The following is a 16,236-nucleotide window of genomic DNA, read 5'->3' on the forward strand; positions in this document are numbered from 1 at the left end:
TCGTGCCCGCCTCCCACAGCCGGGGGGGCGGCTGATCGGGCCCGGGCGGCGCGGAGTTGGGGGCGGCGGGCGCCCGGCCCGCGAGCGGTGCCGCTTCGGCGGCCCGGCGGGCCAGGGCCGCGGCGCGGGCGAGCCCGGGGCTGTCGGCACGGTCGCCGAACAGGGACCGGTACACGCGGTCGACGGACCGTACGCGCGCCGCGAGCACGGTCTCGGGGGACGCTGTCTCCCACGCCCCGTCGACGTACCGCGCGACCATCTGCGGCGCGAAGCTGTAGAACGTCGCCGTCACCAGTTCCTTGCCCGCAGGACCGAGCGGAGCCGCGCGCCAGGCGAAGTAACTCGGCCACCGCTCATCGGTCTTGAAGCCCAGCGCGGCCGCCTCCTCGAAGGCTTCGGGCGCGTAGTAGAGGATGGCGTGCAGGGGCTCGGTCAGGTGCCACAGCTGGCGTACACGGCTGAGCGCGATCTCTTCGGACACGGTTCCCCCGGGGTACGTGGTGGCCGGCTCCGACGGCCGGACACGTCAGACCGTAACGAAGGCAACGCGGCGGATGAACATCCGCGAGGCCCCGCTACGACCCCAGGATCGTCGTCAGGAACTCCCCGGTCCACCCCAGCAACTCCCGCCCGAGCAGCGGCTTTCCGCCGACCTTCGCCGTCTTCGGGCGCGGTACGAGGATCTGGTGCGTGGTCGGTTTGATGAGCGTGCCCGGGTAGAGGCGCTTGAGGCGCAGCTCCTGTGATTCGCGCAGCTCCACGGGCGCGAAGCGGATGTTGGTGCCCTGGAGCACGATCTCGCCGACGCCGCAGGCGCGGGCCAGCATCCGCAGTCCGGCGACAAGGAGGAGGTTCTCGACCGGTTCGGGCAACTTGCCGTAGCGGTCGGTGAGTTCCTCCCGTACCGCCTTGATGTCCTCTTCCGAGTTGGCGGAGGCGATGGCGCGGTACGCCTGGAGCCTGAGCCGCTCCCCCGGCGCGTAGTCGTGCGGGACGTGCGCGTCGACCGGCAGCTCGATCTTGACCTCGAGCGGCGCCTCTTCCTCGATCTCGCCGGTCTCCAGCTGCCGGCGGTAGTCCGCGACGGCCTCGCCGACCATGCGTACGTAGAGGTCGAAGCCGACGCCCGCGATGTGACCGGACTGCTCGCCGCCGAGCAGATTGCCCGCGCCGCGGATCTCCAGGTCCTTCATCGCCACGTACATGCCCGCGCCCATCTCCGTGTGCTGGGCGATGGTGGCGAGACGTTCGTGCGCGGTCTCGGTCAGCGGCTTCTCCGGCGGGTACAGGAAGTACGCGTAACCGCGGTCGCGGCCCCGGCCGACGCGGCCGCGCAGCTGGTGGAGCTGGGAGAGGCCGAAGTTGTCGCCGCGCTCCACGATCAGGGTGTTCGCGTTGGAGATGTCGATGCCGGACTCGACGATCGTGGTCGAGACGAGCACGTCGAACTTCTTCTCCCAGAAGTCGACGACGACCTGTTCGAGTGCCGTCTCCGACATCTGGCCGTGCGCGGTGGCGATCCGGGCCTCCGGCACGATCTCGCGCAGCCGGGCGGCCGCGCGGTCGATGGACTCGACGCGGTTGTGGATGTAGAAGACCTGGCCCTCGCGCAGGAGTTCACGGCGGATGGCCGCGCCGATCTGCTTCTCCTCGTACGGCCCGACGAAGGTCAGGACCGGGTGGCGCTCCTCGGGCGGGGTGGTGATGGTCGACATCTCGCGGATGCCGGTGACCGCCATTTCGAGCGTACGGGGAATCGGCGTCGCGGACATCGTCAGGACGTCGACGTTGGCCCGGAGCTTCTTCAGCTGCTCCTTGTGCTCGACGCCGAAGCGCTGCTCCTCGTCGACGATGACCAGGCCCAGGTCCTTGAACTTGGTCTCCGAGGAGAACAGGCGGTGCGTACCGATGACGACGTCCACCGAGCCCTCGCGCAGCCCTTCGAGCGTCGCCTTGGCCTCGGTGTCGCTCTGGAATCGGCTCAACGCCCGTACCTTGACCGGGAATTGGGAGTAGCGCTCGGAGAACGTGCCGAAGTGCTGCTGCACGAGGAGGGTGGTGGGCACGAGGACGGCGACCTGCTTGCCGTCCTGGACGGCCTTGAAGGCGGCGCGCACCGCGATCTCGGTCTTGCCGTAGCCGACGTCGCCGCAGATCAGGCGGTCCATCGGGACCGACTTCTCCATGTCCTCCTTGACCTCGGCGATGGTGGTGAGCTGGTCGGGCGTCTCCGCGTACGGGAACGCGTCCTCCAGCTCGCGCTGCCAGGGGGTGTCCGGGCCGAAGACATGGCCGGGGGCCGCCATACGCGCGCTGTAGAGCCTGATCAGGTCGGCGGCGATCTCCTTGACCGCCTTCTTCGCGCGCGCCTTGGTCTTGGTCCAGTCCGCGCCGCCGAGCCGGTGCAGCGTGGGGGCCTCGCCGCCCACGTACTTGGTGATCTGCTCCAGCTGGTCGGTGGGGATGTACAGGCGGTCGCCGGGCTGGCCGCGCTTGGCGGGCGCGTACTCGACGACGAGGTACTCGCGAGTCGCGCCCTGGACGGTGCGCTGGACCATCTCGATGTAGCGGCCGACACCGTGCTGCTCGTGGACGATGTAGTCGCCCGGCTCCAGGGTCAGCGGGTCGATGGCCTTGCGGCGGCGGGCCGGCATCCGGGCGCCGTCCTTGCCGGCCGCCTTCTGGCCGGTCAGGTCGGTCTCGGTGAGGACCGCCAGCTTGAGGTTCGGGTCGACGAAGCCGTAGTCGATCGAGCCGCAGGAGACGTGGACCACGGACGGGACCAGGTCGGCTTTGGCGGCGAGGTCCTTGTCGAGGCGGGCCGCGATGCCCTCGCTGCTCAGGACCTCGGCGGTACGGGTGGCGGGGCCGTGGGCCTCGGTGACGAAGACCGTGCGCCAGCCGTCGGCGTTCCACTGCTTGGCGTCCGCGAGGGCGCGGGCGGTGTCGCCGCGGTAGGTCTCGGGGGCGTGCATGCCGAGCTTGAGGGTGTCGCTGCCGCCCGGCGCGTCAGCGTCATCTGCGAACGTCTCATCGGCGGCGAACGGCGAGACCGACCACCACATCATGTCCAGCTCGCGCGCCCGCTCCCGTACGTCCGCGATGCCCCGCAGGGAGGCCGCGCCCACGTCGATCGGGGCCTCGCCGCCGCCGGCCGTCGCGGCCCAGCTGGCCTGCAGGAACTCCTGGCTGGTGGCCACCAGGTCGGTGGCGCGGGTACGCACCCGCTCGGGGTCGCAGACGACGGCCATGGAGTCCTTGGGCAGGACGTCGATCAGCAGCTCCATGTCGTCGACGAGCACCGGCGCGAGGGACTCCATGCCCTCGACCGCGATGCCCTCGGCGATCTTGCCGAGCAGCTCACCGAGCTCCGGGTGCCGCTCGGCGAGCTCGGCCGCTCTCGCGCGTACGTCGGCGGTGAGCAGCAGCTCACGGCAGGGCGGGGCCCACAGACCGTGCTCGGCGATCTCCAGGGAACGCTGGTCGGCGACCTTGAAGTAACGGATCTCCTCGACGTCGTCGCCCCAGAACTCGATCCGGAGCGGGTGCTCCTCGGTCGGCGGGAAGACGTCCAGGATGCCGCCGCGTACGGCGAACTCGCCGCGCTTCTCGACCAGCTCGACCCGTGCGTACGCGGCCGCGGCGAGCGCCTCGACGATCTCGTTCAGGTCGGCGGTCTGGTTCTGCTTGAGGCTGACGGGCTCCAGGTCGCCGAGGCCCTTGACCTGCGGCTGCAGTACGGAGCGGATCGGCGCGACGATCACGGAGACCCGGCCGGTCTCCGGGTCGGCGCCGGCCGTGGGGTGCGCGAGCCTCCTGAGGACCGCGAGGCGGCGGCCGACGGTGTCGCTGCGGGGGCTGAGGCGCTCGTGCGGGAGCGTCTCCCAGGACGGGTACTCGGCGATCCCGGTCTCCGGGAGCAGGGACCTGAGGGCGGCGGCCAGATCCTCGGCCTCGCGCCCGGTGGCGGTCACGGCGAGGACGGTACGGCCGGTCTCGCGGGCGAGCGCGGCGATCGCGAAGGGGCGGGCGGCGGGCGGGCCGACCAGGTCGACATGCATCCGGCGGCTGTCCCGCGCGGCCGCGACGGCTTCGACGAGGGCGGTGTCTTCGGCTACGGCGTCGAGCAGACCGTGCAGGCTCATGAAGGGTTTCCCGTCCGGATGGTCAGTTCTCGGGCAACGCGAACGCCCGGCTTCGCGCGGAAGGCGGGCCGGGGATGGGTCCAGGGTACGCCTGCGGGGGTGGGTGTGCTCCGGGGTTCCGGGTGGGGGGCCCGCAGGCCGGAGCCGGTCGCTGGGCGGGGGGCCGCAGGCCGGACGCGGCCGCCGGGTGGGGTCGGCCCCGCACGCCGGAGGCGCTCACCACCTCCCCGCCGCGAACGCGCGTCCGTATCGTGTTCGAATTGGCGTCACCGGGGGCATCTCCCCCGGCACCCGCCGACCGCTTCGAACCCGAGCGCCCCCGAAGGACCCCGCATGCGCACCGCCGCCGTCCCGTCCGCCGCGTCCGTCGCCTCCGTCAAGGGCGAGGACGAGGCCGCCGCGTCGCCTGGCGCCCTCAAGGCCGAGGGGCGGGCGCGCGGCCCCTGGGATCTGGCGCCCTGGGGGCTGGCGGGCCTGCTGTTCCTCGCGTACACCACCGTCTCCGTGCTGCGCTGGGAGAAGTTCGGGACGCGGTCGTGGGATCTGGGGATCTTCGAGCAGGCGATACGGGGATACGCGCACCTGCAGGCGCCGATCGCCGATCTGAAGGGGCCGGGCGCGCACATCCTCGGCGACCACTTCAGCCCGGTCACGGCCCTGATCGCTCCCTTCTACCGGCTGTTTCCGGGGCCGGTGACGCTGCTCGTCGCGCAGGCCGCGCTGTTCGCCCTGTCCGTGGTGCCGGTGACGCGGGCGGCGGGGCGGCTGCTCGGGCGCGGCGGCGGGCTCTGTCTGGGGCTTGCCTACGGTCTGTCGTGGGGGCTGCAGCGGGCCGTCGACTTCGACTTCCATGAGATCGCCTTCGCCGTACCGCTGATCGCCTTCGCCCTGGAGGCGCTGCTCGCCGAGCGCTGGCGGGCCGCGCTGCTGTGGGCGCTGCCGCTGGTGCTCGTCAAGGAGGACCTGGGGCTGACGCTGATGGCGATCGCGCTGGTCGTGGCCTGGCGCGCGCACCGCCGAGCGAAGACCGGCGGCGAAGCCGCCGACGCGGGCGGGGGCCTGTCGAGCGCGGGCGGGGGCCTGACGAGCGCGGGCGAGGGCCTGACGAGCGCAGGCAACGGCTCCCGCCGCGAGGGCCCGCAAGGTCCCGGCGACGCCGATGCCGCAGCAGCCCGCCGCGCCCTCCCGTACGCCTACGCCGTGGCCGCCTTCGGGGCCATCGCCGCCCTGCTGGTCTTCGTCTGGATCATCCCCGCGTTCAACACCGTCGGCAGCTACGAGTACTGGAACCGCGTCGACAGCGGGTTCCCCGACCCGTTCGCCGGGTTCGACGTCAAACTGCGCACGCTGGCCTGGCTGTTGCTGCCCACGGGTCTGTTCGCCCTGCGCTCCCCGCTCGTCCTGATCGTCCTGCCCACCCTGGGCTGGCGCTTCTTCTCCTCGGACGACTCGTACTGGGGCACGGACTGGCACTACAGCGCCGTACTCATGCCGGTGGTCGTCCTCGCCGCCGCCGACGGGATCGCCCGGGCCCGCCGCCGCCGCGGGGGCCCCCGGGCGGGCCACCCCGCGGGCCCGGCCCCCCCCCCCGCCCCCGCCGGGGGGCCCGCCGGCCCCCCCGGCGGCGGCCCCCGCCCGTGGCTGACCAAGCTCGCGGCCCAGGCACCCCTCGCGGCCGCCGCGGTGGCGCTCGCCCTGACCGTCTCGCTGCCGCTGGGCACGCTCACCGACCCCGCGGTCTACCGCGTGCCCGCCGCCGCACGCCAGGCGGACGCGCTGCTCGACCGCATCCCCGACGGAGCCACCGTCGAGGCGAACATCGGGCCCATCAGCCGGCTCACCAGCCGCTGCCGGGTGCTGTGGATCGGCAACTCCCGGGGAGTGACGCCGGATTACCTCGCCCTGGACAACCGGTCCGGTCGCTACGCCGATCCTGTGGCGCATGCGCGGCGGCTGCACCCCGACGCCCGGTTCGCCCCGTGGGGCTCGGCGGGTGGGTTCGTGGTGCTGAAGCGGGTCACCTGAACCCCGGGCACGAACCCCTGAAATCAGCCCGGGCCCGGGGGGCCAGGGGGGGGGTGCGCCCCGGGGCCGGATCTCTACCGTAGCCGTCGCCCCAGGAGCGCGAGGGCCCGGTGGGCTACTCGGTCGCGATGGCGTTCAGGACGTTCATCCGGCCCGCGCGGAACGCCGGGATCAGCGCCGCGAGCAGGCCCACGCAGGCCGAGCCGATGAACACCGCGATGATGGTCGCCCAGGGGATCTCCAGGACTTCGAGACCCTCCATGGCGAGCAGCCGCTGCGCCGTGGCGCCCCAGCCCATGCCGAGCCCGAGGCCGAGCAGCGCGCCGAACAGGGCGATCACCACGGACTCCAGGCGGATCATCCGGCGCAGCTGGCGCCGCGACATCCCGATCGCCCGCATCAGACCGATCTCCCTGGTCCGTTCGACCACCGACAGGGCCAGGGTGTTCACCACACCGAGCACCGCGACGATGATCGCGAGGGCGAGCAGACCGTAGACCATGTTGAGCAACTGGCCCACCTGGCTCTGCAGTTCCTCCTTGAAGTCCGTCTGGTCACGGACCTCGTACTGCGGGTACTGCTTCAGGGTGTCCTTGAGCGCCGCGTAGGCCGCCTCCGCCTGGCCGTCCTTCGCCTTGGCGAACATGATCATGTTCGGCGGGATCCGGTCGGCCGGCAGGTACTTCTCAAGGGTCGCGATGGACATGTACCGCGCGCCCTGGTCGATGGTCACATCGTCGTTCGTGATCGCGCCGACCTTGAGCTTCGCCGTCTCGCCGCCCTTGAAGGCGACGGCGAGGGTGTCGCCGACCTTGATGCCGTTGTCCTTGGCGTACCCCGCTCCGATCGACATGGAATCGGCCGCGTAGGCGTCCTTCAGCGAGCCGGCGGTGGTCTCGCGGCGCAGGTCCGTGGCGTACGTGGGGTCGGCCGCGGTGACCTCGGTGTCCTTCTCCGTCTTGCCGTTGGGGGCGGTGAGGGTGGCCTCGGCCACCTTGTAGCGCGTGACGTGCTCCAGATCGGGGCTGTTCTGGATGGCCTTCTCGGCCTGCGGAACGATGCGCTGCTGGCCCTGGATGATGAAGTCCGCGCCGACCGACTTGTCGAGCTCGTCGGTGGCCGAGGCCACCATCGAGGAGCCGACCACGGACAGGCACGCGACCAGCGCGAGCCCGATCATCAGCGCCGCTCCGGTGGCCCCGGTACGCCGCGGGTTGCGCAGCGCGTTGCGCTCCGCCATCCGTCCGACCGGCCCGAACAGGCGCAGTACGAGGGCGCTGATGACCCGCACCACTCCGCCCGCGAGCACCGGTCCGACGATCACGAAGCCGATGAGCGTGAGGACCACACCGCCGCCGAGCCACATCGAGCCGTCGCCCGCCGTGTCGGCGGTGGCCGCGGTGTAGAGAGCGAAGACACCGGTGCCGGTCAGGACCAGGCCGATGACAGCCCGGATCAGACCCGCCTTGCCGTCCGCCGGGGTGCCGGCGTCGCGCAGCGCGGCCATCGGGGAGACCTTGCCGGCCCGGCGTGCGGGCAGATAGGCGGCGAGGACGGTGACGACGATGCCGAGGAACAGGCCGATCGCCGGGGTCATCCACTTCACGGTGAGGTCGTCCGTGGAGAGGTTCATGCCCATGCCGGACATGAGCTCCATCAGACCGATCGCGAGCCCGACGCCCGCACCGACCCCGAGGATCGAGCCGATCACGCCGAGCAGCGTGGCCTCGACGAGCACGGAACGGTTGACCTGCTTGCGCGAGGAGCCGATGGCCCGCATCAGACCGATCTCGCGGGTGCGCTGGGCGACCAGCATCGAGAAGGTGTTGATGATCAGGAAGATGCCCACCAGGAACGCGATTCCGGCGAAGCCGAGCATCGCGTACTTGATGATGTCCATGAACTCGCCGACGTCCTTGCGGTTGGCGTCGGCGGCCTCGGTCTGGGTCTGCAGCTTGTAGGCGCCTGCGCCGAGTTCGGCGGCGACATTCCGCTTCAGGGCGGCGTCGGTGACTCCGTCGGCGCCGGTCACGGCGACGGCGCTGAACTCGCCGGTCCTGCCGAGCAGTTGCTGCTGGGCCGTGGGGGTGTCGAAGTAGACGATGGCAGCGCCCGGGTTGGTCACCTTGAAGGTGGCGATACCGCTGATCTTCGCGGTGAAGTCGCCGTTGACGCTGATGGTGCGCAGTTCGTCGCCGAGCTTCAGGCCGTGCTTGTCGGCGGTGTCGGAGTCGACCATCACGTCGGTGGGCCCGCGCGGCGAGTGTCCCTCGGTGATCTCCATCGTCCGGGCGTCGTTCTGCGTCCAGTTGCCGGCGATGGTCGGGCCGCCGCTGGTGGAGCCCATGTTCTCGTTCTCGGAGTCGACCACGGTCACGTTCATCGACATGACCGCGCCCTCGGCCGACTTGACGCCCTCGGCCGACTTGACCTGGTCGACCACGGAGGCCGGCAGGGCGTCGGGCTTCCCGGACTGCGGGTCCTCGTCGCCGTCCCCGGCGGTCTTGGGGCTGACGGTCACATCGGGCGAGGTGGCCGCGAAGAGCTTGTCGAAGGTCGTGTTCATGGTGTCGGTGAACACGAGCGTGCCGCAGACGAAGGCGACGGAGAGCAGGACGGCGATCGCGGAGAGCGCCATCCGCCCCTTGTGCGCGAAGAAGTTGCGCATCGAGGTCTTGAGCACGGTCACGACGTACGCCCCCGCGCGTCGAAGTCCTTCATACGGTCCAGGACCTGGTCGGCCGTGGGGTGGTGCATCTCGTCGACGATCCGGCCGTCCGCGAGGTACAGCACCCGGTCCGCGTACGAGGCCGCGACCGGGTCGTGCGTGACCATCACGATGGTCTGCCCCAGTTCGGACACCGAGCGCCGCAGGAAGCCGAGCACCTCGGCGCCGGCGCGCGAGTCGAGGTTTCCGGTGGGCTCGTCACCGAAGATGATCTCCGGTCGTGCGGCCAGCGCACGCGCCACCGCCACCCGCTGCTGCTGACCGCCGGAGAGCTGGCTGGGCCGGTGCTTGAGTCGCTCGGCCAGGCCGACCGTCTCCACCACGCGCTGCAGCCACTGCTTGTCCGGCTTGCGGCCCGCGATGTCCATGGGCAGCGTGATGTTCTCTATCGCGTTCAGCGTCGGCAGCAGGTTGAACGCCTGGAAGATGAAGCCGATCCGGTCCCGGCGCAGCTGCGTGAGCTTCTTGTCCTTGAGACCGGTGATCTCGGTGTCGTCGAGATAGATCTGCCCGCCGGTCACCGTGTCGAGCCCGGCGAGGCAGTGCATCAGCGTGGACTTGCCGGACCCCGAGGGGCCCATGATCGCGGTGAACTGCCCGCGGGCGATGTCCACATCGACATGATCGAGGGCGACGACCCGGGTCTCCCCGCTGCCGTACGCCTTCACGACCTGCCGCGCCCGGGCGGCGACAGCCGTACGCCCTCCAGTTACCCCGGGGTCCGGGGTGGTCACAGCCGTAGTCACGTGAAGTCTCCTAGGTAGAAAGCAGCGAGAAGCGCCGGAAGTACGTGCTCAAGTCTGGTCGTGGGAGAGGGCCTTGCGCGCTGAGGCCCAGCGCAGTCTTTTACTGAGGAAAACCCCACCCCCCACGATGCGGTCGGCCTCAGTACCGGCCTGTGACCAGGCTAGGAGCGCCCTCGCGCCGACTCGTCGTTCAGGAGGACGAGCCCTCCCCGACCCTGAGTGCGGACCCACCCCTAGGGGCTCTCCACCCGTCGGTGGAGCGCTTCTCGGGGGCACTGCACCCTTCGTCGCGCCGAGCCTCCACCCTCCCCCTGCGTAAGGAGCAAGTGAGAAGGTGTCCCTCGGCGGAAATAGATGCAGGGGGAAAGGATCTTCGTGGGCGGCATACCGAACGAGGGCATACGCACTCCACAGCGACGCGGAGCCGTCGTCGCCGCCCTCATGCTCTCCATGGCGCTGGCCGCCCTCGAGTCCACGATCATCGCGACGGCGGTCCCGCAGATCGTCGCCGACCTCGGCGGCTTCTCGTACTTCTCCTGGCTGTTCTCCGGCTATCTGCTCGCGGTCACCGTCACGCTGCCCGTCTACGGCAAGCTCTCCGACACCTTCGGCCGCAAGCCCGTCCTGCTCGCGGGCATGGTCCTCTTCCTGTTCGGCTCACTGCTGTGCGCCGTCGCCTGGAACATGGCCGCCCTGATCGCCTTCCGCATCCTCCAGGGCCTGGGCGGCGGCGCCATCCAGGGCACCGTGCAGACGCTGGCCGCCGATCTGTATCCGCTCAAGCAACGCCCCAAGATCCAGGCCAAGTTGTCCACGGTCTGGGCGCTCTCCTCGGTCGCGGGCCCGGCGATCGGCGGCCTGCTCGTCGCCTACGCCCACTGGCGCTGGATCTTCCTGGTGACCCTGCCCGTGGGCTTGCTCGCGCTGTGGCTGGTCGCGCGCCATCTGCACGAGCCCGTACGAGAACAGAGGACCCGCCACCGTATCGACTGGCAGGGCGCTCTCGCCGTGTTCGCCTCCGGCGGCGTCCTGTTGACCGCTCTCGTGCAGGGCGGAGTGGCCTGGCCCTGGCTGTCCGCGCCGTCGCTCGCGCTGTTCGCCACGGCCGCCGCGCTGCTCGCCGCGACCGTGCTCATCGAGCGCCGTGCCGCCGAGCCGATCATCCCGGGCTGGGTGTGGAAGCGCCGTACGATCGCCGCGGTCAATCTGGGCCTGGGCGCGCTGGGTCTGGTGATGGTCGCGCCGACCGTCTTCATCCCCACGTACGCGCAGTCCGTGCTCGAACTCACGCCCACCGAGGCCGGGTTCGTGCTCTCGGCGATGGTCCTGAGCTGGCCCGTGTCGGCGGCCATGAGCCAGCACCTCTATACGCGGATCGGTTTCCGCAACACCGCGCTGATCGGTGTCACGGGCGCCGCCCTCGTCCTGGCCGCGTTCCCGCTGCTGCCCTATCCGGGCTCCCCCTGGCAGCCCGCGCTCCTGATGCTGCTGCTCGGCGCCGCGCTCGGCCAGGTCCAGCTGCCGCTGATCGTGGGCGTGCAGTCCACGGTCGGCTGGGCGGAGCGCGGCACGACCACCGCCTCCGTCCTGTTCTGCCGCCAGATCGGCCAGACCATGGGCGCGGCGGTGTTCGGCGCGATCGCCAACGCGGTCATCGTCAGCCGGCTCGGCCCGGACACCGACCTGGACACGGTCGCCCGCACCCCCGGCGACGAAACGGTCCGCCGCTCGATCGACGCCGCCGTCGAATGGGTCCACATCGGCGCCGCCGTCGCCGCGGTGATCACCCTGCTGCTCCTGCTGCTCCTGGCCCCGCGCCGCTTCCCCGTACTGCCGCAGGAGACGGTGCCGGACGAGGCCGTGCAAGAAGACGCGGTACCGCGGGAGCCGGTCTTGCAAGAGAAGACAGTCGTACGCGAGGACGCGGCCGTACGGGACCCCGGCGCCGAAGCGCCCCACGAACCCCCTGCGTCCCAACCCTCGCGTACCGACTGACGAGTTCGCCGGAAACCCCACCCCACCCGGATACCTGCCGGTAACGTTCCGGGCTCTCCCTGCGGTCCGCCCCGGGCCCGACCCGCGCAAGGAGCAGCCCCATGCACGAGCCGCCCCACGATCCGCGACCGCCGCATCCGCATCCGCATCCGCCGTACGAACCGCCGTATCCGCGGTACGAGCCCCCGCACCCCCCGTACGACCCGCACCTCACCTACCCCTGGCGGCCCCCGCCCGTCCCCCCGCCGCCGCGCCGCCGTCCGGCCCCGCGGATGGGCAGCCATGCCGATCTCCGGCTCGTGCGGCGCGCGTACAAGCGGCTGCGCCGGGTCGCGTCCCTCACCGCGCTCGGTTCCTTCACCCTCTTCCTGATCCTGTCCGCGTACGCACCCTCGCTCGTCGGCCACCGCATCACCGGCGGCCTCAATCTGGGCCTGCTGCTCCTGCTCGCGCAGATCCCGGTCACGTACGTGGCCATCGCGCTCTACCAGCGGCACGCCGTCCGCCGCGTGGACCCGCTCGCCGAACGGCTGCGCAGGGCGGCCGAGTTGGAGTCCCGCCCATGAACCTCGCGGCGGTCTCCGCCGCCGACGCCACCGAGTCCATGAGCCTGGTCGCGTTCACCGCGGTCGCCACCATCACGCTGCTCCTGTGCGTGATGACCGGACCGGACCGCGACGATCTCGACGAGTTCTACACGGGCGGCCCCGGCCTGACGCCGCTGCGCAACGGTCTCGCCATCGCCGGCGACTACATCTCCGCCGCCAGCGTCCTCGGCGGCATCGGCGTCATCGCGCTCACCGGATACGACGGGGTCGTCCTGCTCCTGGCCACCGCCCTGTCGCTGGTCCTGCTGATGTTCCTGCTCGCCGAACCGCTGCGCAACGCGGGCCGGTTCACGATGGGCGACACCCTCACGCGCCGGCTCTCCGGCCCTTCGGCGCGCCCGGCCCGTATCGCCACGGCGGTGGCCACCCTCGCCGCGCTGCTCCCGCTGATGCTGGTCCAACTCGCGGGCGCGGGCGATCTGCTGGCGTTCGTCCTCGGCTTCGGGAGCCTCGGGGGCGAGGGCGTGAAGACCGGTTCGATGGTCCTGGTCGGCGTGCTGATGATCGCGTACGCGGCGATCGGCGGGATGAGGGGAACGGCCCTGATCCAGATCATCAAGATCGTGATCCTGCTCGCTTCGGCGGCCGTCGTCTCCGTGCTCGTCCTGCTCCGTTTCGACGGTGACTTCGGTGCCCTCGCCGCCCAGGCGGCCCGGGGCAGCGGTCTGGGCGAGGGGTTCCTGCGGACGGGACCGCTGCTCGCGGGCAGCGTCGCCCCGCAGCTCGACATGGTCGTCTCGCAGCTCACGGTCGTCCTGGGAGCGGCCTGTCTGCCGCACGTCACGATGCGGATGTACACCGCGCGCAGCGCCCCCGAGGTACGGCGCTCGATGTCCTGGGCCGTCTCCGCGGCGACCGTGTTCGCGCTGTTCGCCCTGGTCATCGGGTTCGGCGCGGCGGCACTCGTCGGCCGCCAGGCCATCGTGGCGGCCGATCCGCAGGGCAACACCTCGATCCTGCTGGCCACCCGGTCCCTGTTCGGCGCGGAGACCTCGGGCGCCGAGACGCTGATCTTCACCTGTGTCGCGACGGCGGTCTTCCTGACGCTGCTCGCCTCGGTCGGCGGCATGATCCTGGCCTGCGCCAACTCCCTTGCCCACGACGTGTTCGCGCACCGCCGCCGGATCAGTCCACGCGCGGAGATGACCACCGCCCGGGTAGCGGCGCTCGCGGTCGGCGTCGTCACCATCGCGCTCGCCTCGATGGTGCAGCACCGCAATCTGCAGCCGCTGGTCACGCTCTCGTTCTGCCTGGGCGCGTCGGCGCTCGCCCCCGCCCTGGTCTACAGCCTGTTCTGGCGCCGCTTCACCCGCACCGGCCTGCTGTGCACCCTGCTCGGCGGCTCGGCCGGCGCGATCATCCTGATGACCGGCACCAATCTGGTCTCCGGCGGCCCGGGCTCGGCCTTCCCCGACCACGACTTCAACTGGTTCCCGTTCACCACCCCGGGCATCGCCTCCATCCCGCTCGGCTTCGGCCTCGGCTGGCTGGGCACGGTCCTCAGCTCCCGCACCCGCCGGCGCGAGCAGCGCCGGGCCTACGAGGCGGTGGAGGCGGAGATCCTGGCGGGGGGGGCAACTCGGGTGATACGGGAGTGAGGTGCCGTATGCGTGCGGTGCGACTGTCCCCGGCCCTCAGGAGCCGGCCCCGCCCCTCAGGAGTCGACCCCCGAGCTCGGCCCCGGTACCGTCCCGCCGCCCGACGGGCCGTCATCGGTACCGGCGCGCCCGGTCAGGGACATCAGGCTGGCCCGTACGTGATCCATATGCGCCCGCACCTCCTCACCGCGCTCGGCCTGCTCGCGCAGCACCCGCTCGGTCTCGCGCTCGATCCGCTCGGCCCGCATCCGCGCCTCGGCGAGGATCTCGGCGGCACGGGCCGCCGCGTCCTCCTCGCCGTGCCGCGCCGCCTCCTCGGCCTCGGCGAACGTCCGCTGTGCCGCGGAGAGCCGGGCCTCGGCGGCGGCCGTCAACTCGGTATGCCGTACGTCCAGCGCGGCCACCTGCTCCTCGGCCGACCGCTGCTCGCCCTCCCACAGCTCGGCCTGCTCCTTGGCCAGGTCGCCGAGCAGCGTCTCGCCGCGTACGCGCATGTCGCGCAGTACTTCGAGGGCCTCGCCGCGCAGCTCCTTGATCTCGCGGCGGGCGGCGATGCGCGCGTCGTCCGCGGTGCGCTGGGCGGTGAGCAGCGTCTGGCGCGCCCGGTCCTCGGCCTGGCCGCGGAGCTCGTCGGCCCAGGCGCGGGCGGCTTCCCGCAGATCACGCTCGTAGGCGGCGCTCTCGTCGGCGAGCCACTGGGCCTCGCCCAGTGCGGCGGCCCGCAGCGCACGTGCCTCCTCCTCGACGGTGAGCAGGATCTCCCGGGCCCGGTCGCCGAGCGTCTCGTACGTCTGCGGTGCGAGGTGGGCGACGGTGTCCCGCAGCGCGGCGGCCTCGGACTCCATCTCCTTGGCGAGCACGGTCAGGCGCGCGGCCCGCTCCCAGGCGTCGTCGCGGTCGCGGCAGAGCCGGCCCACGGCCCCGTCCACCTGCTCGGGGCGGTAGCCACGGCCGCGTACGGTGCTGAACTCATGAGTCGACGTCGCCGAACGTGCCGTGCTCATCCTGAGGCCCCTCTCGCCCTGCCGCTGACAACCCGATCCGGCGCACATCCTGATGGATCACACCGAAGCACCCATAACGCGACACTCCGCGCATCGACCTGATCAAGCATGCGTCAACGAGACAAAGAAAAGGAAACCGGGCGAACTGCGGGTACCCGGCACGCCGGCGCTCAGGCACTCAGGCACTCAGGCCCTCAGGGCATACGAAAGGGCCGCCCCCGTCCACGTACGACGGAAGCGGCCCTTCGGTGACCGGGGAGTGAGGGCTAGAGCAGCCCGTCCCACATCTGCTCGAGCAGGACCGACCACCAGGTCTCGGGGGACGACAGCGCCGCCGGGTCGAGGGCCGCGAGCTGGGCCTGGAAGTCGACGGTCCAACGGCCCGCCTGCTCCTGGTTGAGGCCGTAGCGCAGCCGCCACATACGGCCGAGCATGGCGAGACAGCGGGCGAACTCCGGCAGCCCGGAATTCACGAACTGCGGCGGTACGGGGGCTCCGCCCGGACCGGCCTCGACCGGGACCGCGACGATGTGCGCCGTGCCGTACTGCACACAGATCGCACGCCCGAAGTCGCTGCCCATCACGAGATACGAGCCCGCGTCCGAGGCCGGCTGCACCCCGCGCTCCTGCGCCATCTCGGCGAGCGTCGGCACCGGACGGCCCGGCTGGGCCTGGGCCCAGAAGAACGGGTTGAAGTCCACCGGCAGACCGGCCCACACCAGCGTCGTCGCCACGACCTCGGGCACGCCCTGCCGCGACACCGCACGCTGGTCGAAGCGGAAGACGCCCTGCGGACCGAACGCACCGGCCAGCTCCTGCGCCACGCCCTCGGGACCGATCGGCGGCGCGGGCTGCACCGGCACCAGCGGAACACGCATCGGCGCAAGCCGCGCGGGGCCGTCGGCGACCTGGTGCAACTCGCCCTGGTGGGCCAGGAGTTGCCGCATGCCCTGCTGGCGCGAGGCATGGTCCGTGCCGTACGGGGCGACGGTCGTGACCCGCACCTGCGGCCACTGCTCCTTGATCATGCGGGCGCAGTAGGCACCCGGCAGATCGCAGGACTCCAGCTCGGTGTGGATCTCCAGGACCTGGTCCGCGGGCACGTTCATGCCGCGCAGCTCATGGAAGACCTGCCACTCCGGGTGCGGAGTGCCGGGCGCGGAGCGGCGGATCAGCTGCTGCTGGCTGCCGTCCGGCGCGCGGTAGCTGACGACCACCTGGTAGCCGGGGCCGACGGTCGGCTGACCGGTGGGCTGCGGCGGATAGCCGTACGAGGGCTGGGGACCGCCGGGCATCGGCGCGGCCGGCTGCTGGGTGCCGGGCGGCGGGCCGGGAGGCGCGGGCGCGCCGGGTGCGCCGCCGGGGCCGGCCAGCATCGTCGCGGCGT

The 16,236-nt window shown here is 71.6% G+C and carries 9 protein-coding genes and 1 pseudogene; 4 read left to right on the forward strand and 6 right to left on the reverse strand.

Features of this window, described 5'->3' with window-relative positions:
- A pseudogene (locus JAO81_RS39650) lies at positions 1-481 on the reverse strand (hypothetical protein); the annotation flags it as partial.
- Positions 482-575: 94 nt separating this feature from the next.
- Positions 576-4,145: a transcription-repair coupling factor gene (gene mfd, locus JAO81_RS39655; RefSeq protein ID WP_199552865.1), complete on the reverse strand. Its 3,570-nt coding sequence runs from the start codon at positions 4,143-4,145 to the stop codon at positions 576-578.
- 333 nt (positions 4,146-4,478) lie between these two features.
- Here mfd and JAO81_RS39660 point away from each other — a divergent pair, with 333 nt between their 5' ends.
- Positions 4,479-6,170, forward strand: coding sequence for a DUF2079 domain-containing protein (locus tag JAO81_RS39660; RefSeq protein WP_199552866.1), 1,692 nt, complete (start codon positions 4,479-4,481; stop codon positions 6,168-6,170).
- A 115-nt stretch (positions 6,171-6,285) separates the two neighbouring features.
- On the opposite strand, the gene JAO81_RS39665 is transcribed toward JAO81_RS39660, so the two are convergent.
- Together JAO81_RS39665 and JAO81_RS39670 are read right to left on the reverse strand one after the other, a co-directional pair.
- Entirely contained in the window at positions 6,286-8,859 is a 2,574-nt protein-coding gene (locus JAO81_RS39665) for an ABC transporter permease (protein ID WP_199552867.1), read from the reverse strand.
- Positions 8,856-9,644 carry an ABC transporter ATP-binding protein gene (locus JAO81_RS39670; RefSeq protein WP_199552868.1) on the reverse strand — a complete coding sequence of 263 codons (789 nt, stop codon included), beginning with the start codon at positions 9,642-9,644 and terminating at the stop codon, positions 8,856-8,858. The genes JAO81_RS39665 and JAO81_RS39670 overlap by 4 nt, the downstream gene beginning before the upstream one ends.
- Before the next feature lie 354 nt (positions 9,645-9,998).
- Here JAO81_RS39670 and JAO81_RS39675 point away from each other — a divergent pair, with 354 nt between their 5' ends.
- The 3 genes from JAO81_RS39675 (at position 9,999) to JAO81_RS39685 (ending at position 13,845) form a co-directional block, all read left to right on the forward strand.
- The gene (locus JAO81_RS39675) at positions 9,999-11,639 is read left to right on the forward strand and encodes an MDR family MFS transporter (RefSeq protein WP_199552869.1); all 1,641 of its coding nucleotides are present in this window, start codon (positions 9,999-10,001) and stop codon (positions 11,637-11,639) included.
- A gap of 101 nt (positions 11,640-11,740) precedes the next feature.
- On the forward strand, positions 11,741-12,205 hold the full coding sequence (locus JAO81_RS39680; RefSeq protein ID WP_199552870.1) for a DUF485 domain-containing protein: 465 nt from the start codon (positions 11,741-11,743) through the stop codon (positions 12,203-12,205).
- Entirely contained in the window at positions 12,202-13,845 is a 1,644-nt protein-coding gene (locus JAO81_RS39685) for a cation acetate symporter (protein WP_199552871.1), read from the forward strand. The genes JAO81_RS39680 and JAO81_RS39685 overlap by 4 nt, the downstream gene beginning before the upstream one ends.
- Before the next feature lie 56 nt (positions 13,846-13,901).
- On the opposite strand, the gene JAO81_RS39690 is transcribed toward JAO81_RS39685, so the two are convergent.
- Complete coding sequence (locus JAO81_RS39690; protein WP_199552872.1) at positions 13,902-14,849, reverse strand: cellulose-binding protein; 948 nt, start codon at positions 14,847-14,849, stop codon at positions 13,902-13,904.
- A gap of 266 nt (positions 14,850-15,115) precedes the next feature.
- A partial coding sequence (locus JAO81_RS39695) for an SUKH-4 family immunity protein (protein ID WP_233416569.1) occupies positions 15,116-16,236 on the reverse strand: 1,121 nt, incomplete at its 5' end.

This window comes from Streptomyces sp. N35 (genome assembly GCF_016464295.1).
Taxonomy (GTDB): domain Bacteria; phylum Actinomycetota; class Actinomycetes; order Streptomycetales; family Streptomycetaceae; genus Streptomyces.

Bases quoted from the DNA above. Each gene is read 5' to 3' on its own strand.
- mfd (WP_199552865.1), bottom strand. From the start codon at position 4,145: ATGAGCCTGCACGGTCTGCTCGACGCCGTAGCCGAAGACACCGCCCTC.
- JAO81_RS39660 (WP_199552866.1), top strand. From the start codon at position 4,479: ATGCGCACCGCCGCCGTCCCGTCCGCCGCGTCCGTCGCCTCCGTCAAG.
- JAO81_RS39675 (WP_199552869.1), top strand. From the start codon at position 9,999: ATGCAGGGGGAAAGGATCTTCGTGGGCGGCATACCGAACGAGGGCATA.
- JAO81_RS39680 (WP_199552870.1), top strand. From the start codon at position 11,741: ATGCACGAGCCGCCCCACGATCCGCGACCGCCGCATCCGCATCCGCAT.
- JAO81_RS39685 (WP_199552871.1), top strand. From the start codon at position 12,202: ATGAACCTCGCGGCGGTCTCCGCCGCCGACGCCACCGAGTCCATGAGC.
- JAO81_RS39690 (WP_199552872.1), bottom strand. From the start codon at position 14,849: ATGAGCACGGCACGTTCGGCGACGTCGACTCATGAGTTCAGCACCGTA.